General features: G+C 71.6%; 13 protein-coding genes. 4 read left to right on the top strand and 9 right to left on the bottom strand.

The window, feature by feature from the left end:
* Positions 1 to 65 precede the first annotated feature (65 nt).
* From ABGB11_RS35885 to ABGB11_RS35850, 8 genes are all read right to left on the bottom strand, one after another.
* Entirely contained in the window at positions 66 to 1,277 is a 1,212-nt protein-coding gene (locus tag ABGB11_RS35885) for an acetyl-CoA C-acetyltransferase (RefSeq protein WP_347639941.1), read from the bottom strand.
* Positions 1,270 to 1,944: a 3-oxoacid CoA-transferase subunit B gene (locus tag ABGB11_RS35880; protein WP_347639940.1), complete on the bottom strand. Its 675-nt coding sequence runs from the start codon at positions 1,942 to 1,944 to the stop codon at positions 1,270 to 1,272. Before ABGB11_RS35880 ends, ABGB11_RS35885 begins: the two co-directional genes overlap by 8 nt.
* Positions 1,941 to 2,351 (bottom strand): 3-oxoacid CoA-transferase subunit A, encoded by a 411-nt coding sequence (locus tag ABGB11_RS35875; protein ID WP_347639939.1) that lies wholly within the window; start codon positions 2,349 to 2,351, stop codon positions 1,941 to 1,943. Before ABGB11_RS35875 ends, ABGB11_RS35880 begins: the two co-directional genes overlap by 4 nt.
* A gap of 26 nt (positions 2,352 to 2,377) precedes the next feature.
* On the bottom strand, positions 2,378 to 3,385 hold the full coding sequence (locus ABGB11_RS35870; RefSeq protein ID WP_347639938.1) for a cyclase family protein: 1,008 nt from the start codon (positions 3,383 to 3,385) through the stop codon (positions 2,378 to 2,380).
* Positions 3,382 to 4,368, bottom strand: coding sequence for an LLM class flavin-dependent oxidoreductase (locus tag ABGB11_RS35865; RefSeq protein ID WP_347639937.1), 987 nt, complete (start codon positions 4,366 to 4,368; stop codon positions 3,382 to 3,384). The genes ABGB11_RS35870 and ABGB11_RS35865 overlap by 4 nt, the downstream gene beginning before the upstream one ends.
* Before the next feature lie 12 nt (positions 4,369 to 4,380).
* A complete protein-coding gene (locus ABGB11_RS35860; protein WP_347639936.1) occupies positions 4,381 to 5,478 on the bottom strand; it encodes an ABC transporter substrate-binding protein in 1,098 nt (365 codons plus the stop codon).
* 80 nt (positions 5,479 to 5,558) lie between these two features.
* Entirely contained in the window at positions 5,559 to 6,641 is a 1,083-nt protein-coding gene (locus tag ABGB11_RS35855) for an ABC transporter substrate-binding protein (protein WP_347639935.1), read from the bottom strand.
* Positions 6,642 to 6,720: 79 nt separating this feature from the next.
* A complete protein-coding gene (locus ABGB11_RS35850) occupies positions 6,721 to 7,611 on the bottom strand; it encodes a DUF6282 family protein (protein WP_347639934.1) in 891 nt (296 codons plus the stop codon).
* A gap of 303 nt (positions 7,612 to 7,914) precedes the next feature.
* Here ABGB11_RS35850 and ABGB11_RS35845 point away from each other — a divergent pair, with 303 nt between their 5' ends.
* From ABGB11_RS35845 to ABGB11_RS35830, 4 genes are all read left to right on the top strand, one after another.
* Positions 7,915 to 8,688, top strand: coding sequence for a helix-turn-helix domain-containing protein (locus tag ABGB11_RS35845; protein WP_347639933.1), 774 nt, complete (start codon positions 7,915 to 7,917; stop codon positions 8,686 to 8,688).
* 22 nt (positions 8,689 to 8,710) lie between these two features.
* Positions 8,711 to 9,511, top strand: a complete 801-nt coding sequence (locus ABGB11_RS35840) for an ABC transporter ATP-binding protein (RefSeq protein WP_347639932.1) — start codon at positions 8,711 to 8,713, stop codon at positions 9,509 to 9,511.
* A gap of 8 nt (positions 9,512 to 9,519) precedes the next feature.
* Positions 9,520 to 10,410 (top strand): ABC transporter permease, encoded by an 891-nt coding sequence (locus ABGB11_RS35835; protein ID WP_347639931.1) that lies wholly within the window; start codon positions 9,520 to 9,522, stop codon positions 10,408 to 10,410.
* A gap of 125 nt (positions 10,411 to 10,535) precedes the next feature.
* Positions 10,536 to 11,768 carry an acetyl-CoA hydrolase/transferase C-terminal domain-containing protein gene (locus ABGB11_RS35830; RefSeq protein WP_347639930.1) on the top strand — a complete coding sequence of 411 codons (1,233 nt, stop codon included), beginning with the start codon at positions 10,536 to 10,538 and terminating at the stop codon, positions 11,766 to 11,768.
* Between the two features lie 18 nt (positions 11,769 to 11,786).
* Here the strand turns inward: ABGB11_RS35830 and ABGB11_RS35825 are convergent, their stop codons facing one another.
* Positions 11,787 to 12,416, bottom strand: coding sequence for a TetR/AcrR family transcriptional regulator C-terminal domain-containing protein (locus ABGB11_RS35825; RefSeq protein WP_347639929.1), 630 nt, complete (start codon positions 12,414 to 12,416; stop codon positions 11,787 to 11,789).
* Positions 12,417 to 12,497 lie beyond the last annotated feature (81 nt).

The following is a 12,497-nucleotide window of genomic DNA, read 5'->3' as shown; positions in this document are numbered from 1 at the left end:
CGGCCTTCATCATGATCACGCCGAGCCCCCAGGTCAAGGCATGCCGGTGATCTTGTGGAGATTTGTCAGGTCTGGCGTTCGAAGACGGCGGCGAGGCCCTGGCCGCCGCCGATGCACATGGTCTCCAGGCCGTAGCGTGCTTCGCGGCGGTCCATCTCGCGCAGCAGCGTGGCCAGGATCCGCGCCCCGGTGGCGCCGACCGGGTGGCCGAGCGAGATCCCGGAGCCGTTGACGTTGAGCCGGTCGAAGTCGGGCTCGGCGAACTTCCACTCGCGGGTGCAGGCGAGCACCTGGGCGGCGAAGGCCTCGTTCAGCTCGATCAGGTCGATGTCCGCGAGGCGCAGCCCTGCCCGGTGCAGCGCGAGATCGGTTGCGGGCACCGGGCCGATGCCCATCGTGCGGGGCGGCACCCCGGCCACGGCCCACGACACCAGCCGCGCCAGCGGCCGCAGGCCGAGCTCCTCGGCGCGTTCCCGGGTCGTGACCAGGCACGCCGCCGCGCCGTCGTTCTGGCCGCTGGCGTTGCCGGCCGTCACCGTGGCCTCGGCGTCGGTGCCCCCCATGACCGGCCGGAGCGCGGCGAGCCGGTCCAGGGTCGTGTCCGCGCGGGGGTGCTCGTCGCGGTCCACGACGACATCGCCCTTCCTGCAGCGGACGGTCACCGGGACCATCTCGTCGTCGAACCGTCCCGCGTCGGCGGCGGCGACGGCGCGCTGGTGCGACCGGAGGGCCAGCCGGTCCTGCTCCTCGCGCGGGATCGTGTACTCGCGGCGGAGGTTCTCGGCGGTCTCCACCATCCCGCCCGGGACGGGGTGGTTCGCTCCCCCGGCCGTCACCCGCGCGCGGGCGAGCCGGTCGTGGAGCCGCACGTCCGGGCCCTTGGCGCCCCAGCGGACGTCGGTCGCGTAGAACTCGGTCTGGCTCATGCTCTCGACCCCGCCCGCCACGACGACGTCGGCGGCGCCCGTCTGGACCAGCAGGGCGGCGTTGATCACCGCCTGCAGCCCGGATCCGCACCGGCGGTCCACCTGGACGCCCGGCACGCTGACCGGCAGGCCGGCGTCCAGCCCGGCGACACGGCCGATGGCCGGCGCCTCGCCGCTCGGGTTGCAGTTCCCGAGCACCACGTCGTCGACGTCATCGCCCGGCACGCCGGTGCGGTCCAGCAGCGCGCGGATCACCGTGGCGGCCAGCTCGGCCGCCGGGACCGAGCGGAGCGCTCCCCCGAACCGGCCGACCGGGGTCCGCAGCGGCTCGCAGATCACCGTTTCACGCACAATGTTCTCCTTCACGGGCGAGTGGCACGTCGAGGCGGCGGGCGAGGTCGTCCGCGCCGATGCCGAAGGTCTCCACCAGCCGGACCTCCGGCGGGTCGATGTGGAAGACGGCGTGGCGCGTGTAGACGCGGCTCACGCAGGAGCGTCCGGTCAGCGGATAGGTGCAGGTCGGGACGAGTTTCGGGCTGCCGTCCCGGGCGAAGAGGTCCATCATCACATAGACGGATTTCGCGCCGATGGCCAGGTCCATCGCGCCGCCCACGGCCGGGATCGCGTCGGGGGCGCCGGTGTGCCAGTTGGCCAGGCCGCCGTCGGCGGCCACCTGGAAGGCGCCCAGGATGCACACGTCGAGGTGCCCGCCGCGCATCATCGCGAAGGAGTCGGCATGGTGGAAGTACGCGGCGCCGGGCAGCTCGGTGACCGGGATCTTGCCCGCGTTGGTCAGGTCGAGGTCGACGGCGTCGCCGTCGGCCTCGGGCCCCATGCCGAGCATGCCGTTCTCGGTGTGCAGCACGATCCCGGCGCCGGGGTCGAGGAACTTCGCGACCGTCGTCGGGAGGCCGATCCCGAGGTTGACGTAGGCGCCGTCCGGGAGATCGCGGGCGACGAGGGCCGCAAGTTCCGCCCGGTCCAGGGGGCCGCGGTCCAGGTGCTCGGCGGCCGTCATGCCGGCACCTCGGCGGCCCGCCGCGCGACCACGACGCGGTCCACGTGGATCGAAGGGGTCGCGACCGCCTCCGGGTCCAGATCCCCTATGGGGACGACCTCCTCGACCTCGACCACGGTGAGCGCGGCGGCGGTGGCCATGACCGGCCCGAAGTTGCGCGCGGTCTCGCGGTAGACGAGGTTGCCCATCCGGTCCGCCCGGTGGGCGCGGATCAGCGCGACGTCGCCGCGGATGGGGTGTTCGAGGACGTGCTCGCGGCCGTCGATCATCCGGGTCTCCTTCCCCTCCGCCAGGAGGGTGCCGGCGCCGGTCGGCGTGTAGAACGCGCCGATCAGCACGGTGGAGCCGTCGGCCACCCCGCGGACGGCCGCGTCCGGGTCGGCGGCGATGTCCAGCCGGTCGTTCACCGTCGTCCTTCCTCCCGCCGCGTGCTCTACTTGATCGCCATGGCGTTGGGCGGCGAGCCGACGCCGCCGACGACGTTCAGCGGCTTGGCGGTGAGCATGAACTCGTAGGTCCGGTCGGCGCGGCAGTCCTCGGCCAGCGCCTCCAGGTTCCACAGCTCGCCGAGGAAGAGGCCGAGCAGCGCGAGGAGCGGGCGGTGCATCATCCCGTTGTGGACGACGCCGCGCTCGGGCGGAGGCTCGTCCGGGTCGACCAGGCCCGAGTCCGGATCGACCGGATGGGCCTCCACGCCCAGGTCGTCCGAGGCGACCATCGCGAGGCGGTGGTCCCAGAGCCACTCGATCATCTCCTTCGACTGGACGAGCCCGGGGTGCCGGATCTTCTTCTTGAACGCCTGCCGGTCCTCCGCGCCGACCTCGTTCAGCCAGTACGCGGCCCAGCCGACCCGCAGCAGGAGCACGTCGCCCGGCCGGAACTCCACGCCCTGGGCCGCGGCCGTCTCGTCCAGGTCGGCCGGGGTGATCATGTAGTTTCCGGCCAGGTCGAGCGGGGTGCCGCGGCCGGCGAAGTGCCGGGCCACGTCGAGCAGGACGCCCCGCGCGACGATCCCGCGCTCCGCGACCGTCTGGATGCCGAGCGCCGGCGTCTCCTCCCCGATCTCCTCGTCGGGCACGCCCCCGTAGAACCCGTGGCGCGGGTGCCGGATGTGCCGCAGCCCGTCGATCTGGGACGTCGACTGCAGGTAGAACGAGTCCAGCCAGTCGTCCCGGTGGTTGGGGTTGTTGGCGAAGATGTGGTGCGCGGTCGCCGGCCTGGTCCCGGCCGGTGCCGGAACGAAGGTGTTCAGCGGGTAGTCGAGGTTGAACACCTGACCGCGCCGGACGAGCCCGACCGCGTCCTTCACCTGCTGCGGGCCGAGGAAGTTGAGCGTGCCGAGCTGGTCGCCCTCGCCGAAGATCCCCCAGGACGAGCCGGGCGGCGCGTCCTGCCGTTCGAGCAGTTCCTTGTACGTGGGGATGCCGTCCTCTGGACTCATCCGAGCGTGCTCCTCTCCGTCCCCGGTGTCGTTGCGCCGCCCAGCTCGGGCAGCACGGCCGTTCCGACCAGCCGCAGCGTCCGCCTGGCCACCTCCGGCGGCGTCCCGTGCGGCGCGACCCTCAGCTGGACGGACGTGACGCCCGCCGACGCGTACCGCCGGAGGGCCGCCGCGACGTCGGCCGGGGACCCGACCAGCGGGAACTCGGGCGTCACCGGCCCGTCCGGCCCCGACCATGCGCGCCGGGCCGTGTAGTAGTTCAGGACGGACGCGAAATGCCGCTCCGCCGACTCCCGCGCCTGATCGGCGTCCTCCGCCACCAGGCACAGGCGGGTGACCGCCACCTCGCCGCCGGCTCCACCGCGGGCGTCCCAGTACTCGGCGGCCCGCGCCGCCAGGAGCTCGTCGCCGTAGTTGGTGGCGGCGTAGTAGCCGTCGCCGAGGGTCGCGGCCCGGGTCGCCGCCGCGCGGGTGCGCCCGCCGAGGAACATCGGCGGGCCTCCCGGCCGTGCGGGCGGCGGGGCGACCGGCACGGCGCCCGTCCCGCCGGTCCCGGTCGAGGCCGACCAGGTCTCGCGCAGCTCCGCGACGAGGGAGGCGAGCCACTCACCCGGGCTCCGGCCGTCCGTGCCGCCGCCGACCCGCTCCGCCAGGTCGGCGTTGCCGAGCGCGAGGCCGAGGGTGAACCGGCCGCTGCAGAGCTGGTCGAGCAGTGCGGCCTCGTAGGCGAGCCGCCGCGGCTCGTACGCGCGGGCCAGCAGCACCGCCGTGCCGAGCGGCAGGTCCGTGCGCCCGGCGAGATGCCCGAGCACGATCAGCGCGGCCGGCAGGTGGAACGGCTCGGGCCGGACGTGGTAGCTCTCGCCCAGCCAGGCCGACGACAGCCCGCTCGCCTCGGCCGTCTCCAGCAGCCGCGCGGCGAGATCGGCCTGGGGGCGCGTCGCCGCGGCCGACCCCAGGTCGATCGCCACCCCGAGCCTCATGCGCCCTCCATGTCAGGCCGCCTTCTTCGCGGCGGCGCGGATCTCGTCGTAGGAGAACGCGTTGATCTTCGGGATCAGGTCGTTGGTGTAGATGTCGGTGGCCGGGAACTCCTTGTCGATCAGCCCGGCGGTGGTCATGAACTTGACGGTGCCGGTGACGGCGGCCGGGTCCATCCGGCCCCAGGGACCCTTCTCCCCCTCGGCGACGTTCATGCCGTCCAGGCGGACCTTCAGGACCTTGACCTCGTTGGCCAGCCGCTGCTCCTCCGGAACCGAGGTCGCGCCCTTCGTCTCGGGGTGCAGCTTCCAGAGGTCGCCCACCGCGGCCTCCGGATCGGCCTGGGCGAACACCACGCCCTTGGCGAACGCCCTGCCCAGCCGGACGAGAACGTCCTCCTTCTTCTTCAGGTTCTCCTTCTTCACCGCGAAGCCGCCGCCGAACAGGTTCTCGGTGCCGGGCACCGGCAGCGGCTTCAGCTTCACGCCCGCGTTCTCGACGATCTGGTACTGGGTGTCCCAGAGCGCCAGCGCGTCGACCTTGCCGCTCTTGATCGCGTTGAGCTGCTCGGCGCCGGCACCGATCGGGACCAGCTTGACCGACTCCGGATCGAGGCCCTGCATCTTCATCGCCGTGCGGACGAACGTCCCGCCGGAGCTGGCCACGGCGGTGACGCCGACGCGCTTGCCCTTGAGGTCGGCCACGGAGGCGATCGGGGAGTTCTGCGGGATCTTGAGGGTGTAGATCCAGCGCGTCCAGTACTGCGCGAAGTACGTCAGATCGGTGTTCCTGGCCTGCCCGATCCCGACGGGTTCCGGCGTCACCAGCCCGACGTCGATCTGGCCGGCGACCACCTGCTGGGCGGCCTGGGTGCCGGACGGGAACAGCTGCACGTCGACGTCCAGGTTCTCCTGGGCGAAGTAGTCCCTGGCCTCGGAGACGGCGAGGGTGGCGAATCCGGAATTCCAGCTCGGCGTGGCGATGGCGAGCCGGACCCGGTCACGGCCGTCGGCCGATTTCCCGCCGGACGAGCCGCCGCATCCGGCGAGCGCGAGCGCGGCCGCGACCAGCGCCGCGATCGGCGCCAGGCGGGCATATCCGTTGATCTTCACGAGGTCCCCCTAGCTGTGGACTACTCGGATGGGGTGGAGGGTGGCGGGGGAACTGCACACCGTTCAGTGGGCGCGACCGTTCACTTCGCGGCCTTCGCCGCCGTGCGGATCTCGGCGAAGGAGAACTTGTTGATCTCGGGGATGAGGTCGTTGGTGAAGATGTCCGTCGCCGGGAAGGTCTTCTTGATCAGCCCGGCCTGCTGCATGAACGACACCGTGGCGGCGACGTTCTTCTCGTCCATCTCGCCCCAGCGGTCGTGGCCCGGCTCGACGCCCTGGCCGTCCAGGCGGACCTTGAGCACCTTGACCTGCCCGTCCAGAGCGGCGTCCTCGGACATGGACGCCGGCTTGGCCTCGGGATGCAGTTTCCACAGGTCGCGGACCGCGGCGCTCGGATTGGCCTGGGCGAACGCCATGGCCTTGGCCATGGCCCTGCCGAAGCGGACCAGGTCGTCGCGCCGCTTCTTGACGACGTCGTCCTCGACCGCGAAGCCGCCGCCGAACAGGCCCTCGGTCGAGGCGACCGGCAGCGGGGTGAGGTCGACGCCGGCGCTGCGCACGATCTGGTACTGGGTGTCCCAGAGGCCGAGCGCGTCGACCTTGCCGGTCTGAATCGCGTTGATCTGCTCGGATCCGCCGCCGATCGGGATGAACTTGACCGTGCCGGCGTCCAGCCCCTCCATCTTCATGGCGGTCCGGACGAACGTGGTGCCCGAGCTCGCCACGGCGGTGACGCCCACGCGCTTGCCGGGCAGGTCCCGGATGCTGCGGACGCCCGACCCGGCGGGGACCTGGATGTTGGAGATCCACTTGGGGTAGTAGCCGGCGAAGTAGACGAGCCTGGTGCCCTTCTCCCGCCCGATGCCGACCGGTTCGGCGGTCATCAGGCCGATGTCGGTCTGGCCCGCGATGACCTGCTGGGCGACCTGGGTACCGGAGGCGAACGTCGAGATCCGGACGTCCACCTTCTCCGCGGCGAAGTACTTGCGGGCCTCGGCGACGGCCAGCGTGGCGAAGCCGGAATTCCAGGTCGGGGTCGCGATCGCCAGCTTGAGCACGGTCCGGCCGTCGGCCGTGGTCTCCGGCTCGGACGACCCGCACGAGACGGCGGTGGTCGCCGCCAGGACGACCGCGGCAATCCCGGCCAGGGGCTTGAGTCTCATGTCCCGTCCTTCCGTCAGGAGGGGGTGGGGTGGTCGTCGGCGTGCACTGGAGGCTCCTGTTCTCGGCTCGTCCGCGGGTTCACTCGTCCAGGCCCAGCAGGTGGGCGGGGTTGACGCAGGTGATCTGCCGCAGGGCCTCCTCGCCGAGCCCGAGGTCGAGCAGCGCCGAGCCGACCCGGATGAAGGCGTCGACGGGCAGCGGCCGGTTCGCCTGGCCGAGGTCGGAGGCGAGGACGGTGTGCTCGGGCCCGATCGTCTCGATCCAGGTGAGCAGGTTCTTCGGGTCCCACTTGCGGTAGCCCTCGGGGTCGTACATGCCGACCTCGTGCTCGACGTAGGCCCCGCCGCGCACGAGTTCCAGGCACTGCTCGGGCTCCGCGCCGATGACGAAGTTCGGGTGGTTGATGACCATGCGGGTGACCCCGCGCTTCCTGCCCTCCTCGAAGAGCTGGGCGATGGTCTCCGGCGGGAGGTGGCCGCCGCTGAGCATCGTGTCGGTCTCGGCGATGAGGTCGAGGACCTCGTGGACCTCGGGGATCAGGCCGCCGGCGTCGTCGAGGACGTCCACCCGCGCGGACGGGACGTCGACGGTCGCGGTCGGGAACCCGCCCCCCTCGGGATGGCACTCGATGTGCCGTCCGGACGAGAAGGTCGGGAACCAGACGGCCTTCCCGCCCATGCGCAGGCACATCGCCACGGCGAACGGGTTGATGCCGCCGACCTGGCTGTTGAGCGCGATGCCCCCGAACACCTGCGTCGAGCTCCGGGCGAGCCTGTCGCCCATCGCGAGCAGGTCCATCACCGTGTTGTGGTGGTGCGACTTGACCAGGATCGCCCGCATCTCCAGCCGTTCGCCGTCGGCCGCGGCGTCCGCGTGGTCGAAGCGCCTGGGGAACGGGTTCGGCCCCGAATGGCAGTGCAGGTCGATCGCTCCGCGCAACACGGTGGTGATCGCGCTGGGTCCGGGCATCGGCAACCTCCTCGATGTTCGCGATGCACACTAACTGCCCACTTTGTGAACGTCAACGGTCGACCTGCGAATTCGCATCCACCCCCGGCCGCCCGCCACCTCTTCTCATCCGAGGACTGCTGAAGTCTCGGTTTCAGCACGCCCGTCCGCATAGAACGCGAGCGATCCAGCGACAGGAAGGACGACCTCGCCGCACTCTTGCGTGAGGCAGGTCACTTTGCTACTCTCACGGCCGATACATAATGTGAACATCGAGTGCGGATATTGACCGGAGCGCCGGGCGCGTGGCCGAGGGGGAAGTGCATGGCGGAGCAGGGCCAGTCCGACATCCAGGCCGTGAGCCGGATGGCCCAGATACTCGCCCTGTTCGGGCCCGAGTCACTGGAGCTGTCGGTGTCGGAGGCGACCGAGCGGCTGCGGCTCAACCGCACGACGGTGCATCGGTACCTGACGTCGATGACCGCCGCCGGGCTGCTCGACCGCGGCAGCCGGCCGGCGAGCTACATCCCGGGCCGGCTGATCGTCCAGCTCGGCGCGTTCGCCATCGGGCAGCGGCGCATCATCCAGCTCGCCCCCGACTACCTGCGGGAGCTGACCGACCAGACGGGCGTCACGTCCGTGCTGTCGCTGTGGGGGCCGTCCGGCCCGGTGGTGTCGCTCGTCGAGGAGGACGTCGTGCACGGGACGATCGTCACGGTGCGCGTCGGCTCGCAGCTGCCCCTCGTCACCGCGCAGGCCATCGCGTTCCTCGCCTACCTGCCCGACCAGCTCCAGGTCGACCGGCTGCTGGCGTCCCTCCCGGTGGCCCAGCGCGCCGGGCTGATCGACCGGATCGCCACCACCCGCGAGATCGGGCTGAGCATCTATCCGGCCAACCGCCGCGGCATCAGCGTCATCGCGGCGCCGGTGTTCGCCGACTCGGGGGTGTGCGCCACGATCGCGGCGATCGGCACGGACCGGATGCTGCCCTCGGCCCCCGACGCCCGGGCGGCCCTCGCCGTCCGGGAGGCCGCCGTGACCCTGACCAAGGAGATGGGCGGCACGTGGCCCGTCTCCGACAGCGAACCGTGCGACTAGCCCGAGCGATTAGGACGACAGCATGCCCACCCCATCGCACCCGCCGACCGTCACCGACGTCGCCGTCGAACTGCACAACGTCTCCATGCGGTACCGCGCCAAGCGCGGCCGGACCGTCCTGGCGCTGGACGATGTGAGCCTGTCCGTCCCCGAGGGGCAGTTCGTCTCGATCGTCGGCCCGAGCGGCTGCGGCAAGAGCACCCTGCTCAAGATCATCATGGGCCTCACCCGGCAGACCGAGGGCGAGGTGTCCTTCGGGTCCGCCCGCAGCCATGAGAACCTGCTGGGGATGGTCTTCCAGCAGCCGCTGCTGCTGCCGTGGCGCACCGTCGCGAAGAACATGATGATCTCCCACGACGTCGGGCCGAAGCGGCCCCGCGCCGACCTCGACGAGCGCGTGGCCGAGCAGCTGGACATGCTGGGCCTGCGCGACTTCGCCGACCAGTACCCGACCGAGCTGTCCGGCGGGATGCAGCAGCGGGTCGGGATCGGCCGGGCCCTCCTGCACGACCCCCGGATCCTGCTGATGGACGAGCCGTTCGGCGCCCTGGACGCGATGACCCGCGACCAGATGGGCCTCGACCTCCTCGACATCTGGGAGCGGGACCGCAAGACGGTCCTGTTCGTCACCCACAGCATCCCGGAGGCGGTGCTCCTGTCCGACCGGGTCGTCGTCATGACCCCGCGGCCCGGCCGCATCGCCGAGGTCATCGACGTCGACCTGCCCCGGCCCCGGCGCCTGGAGGACATCAACACACCGGAGTTCGGCGACATCGCCTCCCGCATCCGCATCCTGCTCAACTCCGAGCACAGCGCTCACTAGGGGTGATCATGAAACTCGGCAACACGCGGGCGGCCGAACGCGTCCCGTCCGGCACCACGACGGCGGACGACCGCGCGAACCGCGCACCCCTGCGCCGCACGGCGGCCGGGCAGGCGCCCCGGCGCCAGATCCCCGGCTTCGTGCTCAGCTGGGGGCTGTTCCTCATCCTCATCGGCCTCTGGCAGTTCGTCGTCCGGGCCTTCGACGTGTCGATCGTGCTCGTGCCGGCCCCGTCCGACGTCGTGCGCTCGCTCTACGACGGCCTGGAGAGCGGCTTCCTGCTGGAGCACATGTGGGTCACGCTGAAGGAGATCCTGATCGGCTTCGGCCTCGCGATCGGCCTGGCGCTGGTGTCGGCGGCGCTGATCACCCAGTTCCGGATCGTCGACAAGGCGTTCCTGCCGATCCTCGTGCTCATCCAGACCATCCCCAAGGTGGCCATGGCGCCGCTGCTGCTGATGTGGTTCGGCATCGGGATGACGTCCAAGGTCCTGACGATCGCGCTGATCGCCTACTTCCCCCTGCTCGTCAACTCCATCCTGGGGCTGCGCTCGGCCGAGCCCGAGCAGATCGAGATGCTGCGGTCGTTCGGCGCCGGCGAGTTCCAGATCCTGCGGCGGCTGCGGCTGCCGTCGGCGCTGCCGCACATCTTCGCGGGGCTCGACGTCGCGGTGATCCTCTCGGTCACCGGCGCGATCGTCGCCGAGTTCGTCGGCGCCACCGCGGGACTCGGCTACACGATCCAGGCCACCAACTTCAACATGGACGTGGCCAGGACGTTCGCCGTGGTGGTGATGCTGTCGGTCATCGGCATGAGCCTGCACGCGGTCGTCGTCACGGCCAACCGCTGGCTGGTGTTCTGGGCGCCGTCCAGGAAGGAACACGCCCGCGACCTCTGACCTCCCGGACGTGCGGGACGGGACCTCGGAGCAGCCGCGGCCCGTCCCCCGCCGAGGCCCCTGGCCGGGATCGATGCGAGCATTGCTCCGACGGAGCGGCGCGTCGGGCATCGGAGGGGGCAGCGATGCGGGTGATCTCGGAGGAGCGCCTCGGCGCCGTCCTGGCGGATCTGCCGGGACGGCCCCGGGTGGTGGCCGGCGGCAACTTCGCCACCCCGCGGCGCCTCCTGTCGGTCCTGGACGGGGCGCTCCCCGAGTACCGCCTCTTCATGCTGAACGCCCAGGGCGACCTGCCGGACCGCGACGGGGTGGTGCTGGAGACCCCGTTCGTCGGGGCCGGGATGCGCGGCCGGAGCAACCTGCGCTACTTCCCGTCGCGGCTGTCCCTGGTCCCCAATCTCCTGCGCGACTCGCTGCCGCCGGACGTGGTGCTGGTGCAGACGTCCGTCCCCGCGGACGGCACGGTCTCGCTCGGCATCGAGGTGAACATCCTTCCCGCCGCCATCGAGGCCGTGCGGGCCCGCGGCGGGCTCGTGGTCGCCCAGCTGAATCCGCGGATGCCCTACACCTACGGGGACGCCGTCCTCACCACCGACGAGATCGACTACGCGGTGGAGAGCGACGAGCCGCTCGCCGTCCCCGCGGCCCGCCCGCCCGGTGAGGTCGCGACCGAGATCGGACGGCGGGTCGCGCGGCTGGTGCCCGAGCGCGCGACGCTGCAACTCGGCATCGGCGGCATCCCCGACGCCGTGCTGGCCTCCCTCCTGGACCGGCGCGGCCTCGGAGTGTGGTCGGAGATGTTCAGCGACGGCGTCCTGTCCCTGGAGAAGGCAGGGGCACTCGACACCGCGACCCCGATCACCGCGTCGTTCGCCTTCGGCAGCCGCGAGCTCTACGACTGGGCCGACCGGAACGAGCGCGTCCGGATGCTGCGCACTGAGAAGACCAACGACCCCAGCCTGATCGCTCGGCGGCCCCGGCTGGTCTCGGTGAACTCCGCACTCCAGGTCGACCTGTACGCCCAGGCCAACGCCAGCCGGGTCCGCGGCATCATCTACTCGGGCTTCGGCGGCCAGACCGACTTCGTCGTCGGCGCCCTGCACTCCCCCGGCGGGCACGCGATCATCGCGCTCCCGTCCTGGCATCCCCGCGCCGACGTCTCCACCGTCATCCCGAGGCTGGCCGGGCCGGTCACCTCCTTCCAGCACAGCTACATCGTCAGCGAGCAGGGCACCGCCGCCATCTGGGGACGGGACGCCGCGTCCCAGGCCCAGCAGATCGTGGACGAGGTCGCCCACCCGTCCGCCCGCGACGGCCTCCGCGAGGAAGGCCGCCGGCTCGGCTTCCCGCTCCGGTGACCTCGGGCCCGGGCCTGCTCAGCCGCCGCCGGAACCACCGCGGCGCAGGCGGGCGCGCAGCGCCTCGATGACGAGCTCCAGGGTGAACTCGAAGGCGGCGTCCGCGCGCGTGACGCCCGGCGGAGCGCTCCGCACGACGCGTGCGAGCGTCGTCGCCTCCGCGAGGACCTCGGCCGGATAGAGGTCCTCCGGCGAGACGAGGTCCAGGCTCGCCCCGATCGTCACGATGTCGATCATCGCGATCGCGAGCATGACGTCCCGGTCGGCGAACCCCGCGCGGGACAGGACGGTCGCCACGTTCTCCAGCGTGGTGATCGTGTCGTCCAGACCGGCGGGGGACGTCGCGAGCAGCGGGATGACCCACGGATGCCGGGCCATCGAGGCGCGCTGCGCGGAGGCGACGTGCCGGATCACCTCCGCCCAGTCGCCGGCCACGTCGACGCGGACCGCCATCGCCTCGTGCAGCCGCCGCCGGATCAGCTCGACGATCTCGGCACGGCCGCTCACATGGTTGTACAGCGACGACGGGCGGACGCCGAGCCGTCGCGCCAGATCGGGCACGGTGAACCCGCCGGTCTCGCTGGTCATCTCCAGCGCGGCGGCCGCGATGCTCTCCCGCGAGAGCAGCGGCTTGCTCGGGCGCGGCATCTCTGACCCCTTCCGGATCGCTTCCCGATGCGGCCGTCGACGCGGTTAACGAACGTCATTCGTTGAGCACATTGACAGCCG

This window comes from Actinomadura sp. B10D3 (assembly GCF_039871695.1).
Classification (GTDB): Bacteria; Actinomycetota; Actinomycetes; order Streptosporangiales; family Streptosporangiaceae; genus Spirillospora; species Spirillospora madurae.
This window is presented reverse-complemented; position numbering and strand designations above follow the sequence as displayed.

Coding starts and splice junctions, on each gene's coding strand:
- ABGB11_RS35880 (WP_347639940.1), bottom strand. CDS start 1,944: ATGACGGCCGCCGAGCACCTGGACCGCGGCCCCCTGGACCGGGCGGAA.
- ABGB11_RS35865 (WP_347639937.1), bottom strand. CDS start 4,368: ATGAGGCTCGGGGTGGCGATCGACCTGGGGTCGGCCGCGGCGACGCGC.
- ABGB11_RS35850 (WP_347639934.1), bottom strand. CDS start 7,611: ATGCCCGGACCCAGCGCGATCACCACCGTGTTGCGCGGAGCGATCGAC.
- ABGB11_RS35870 (WP_347639938.1), bottom strand. CDS start 3,385: ATGAGTCCAGAGGACGGCATCCCCACGTACAAGGAACTGCTCGAACGG.
- ABGB11_RS35845 (WP_347639933.1), top strand. CDS start 7,915: ATGGCGGAGCAGGGCCAGTCCGACATCCAGGCCGTGAGCCGGATGGCC.
- ABGB11_RS35855 (WP_347639935.1), bottom strand. CDS start 6,641: ATGAGACTCAAGCCCCTGGCCGGGATTGCCGCGGTCGTCCTGGCGGCG.
- ABGB11_RS35835 (WP_347639931.1), top strand. CDS start 9,520: ATGAAACTCGGCAACACGCGGGCGGCCGAACGCGTCCCGTCCGGCACC.
- ABGB11_RS35830 (WP_347639930.1), top strand. CDS start 10,536: ATGCGGGTGATCTCGGAGGAGCGCCTCGGCGCCGTCCTGGCGGATCTG.
- ABGB11_RS35840 (WP_347639932.1), top strand. CDS start 8,711: ATGCCCACCCCATCGCACCCGCCGACCGTCACCGACGTCGCCGTCGAA.
- ABGB11_RS35825 (WP_347639929.1), bottom strand. CDS start 12,416: ATGCCGCGCCCGAGCAAGCCGCTGCTCTCGCGGGAGAGCATCGCGGCC.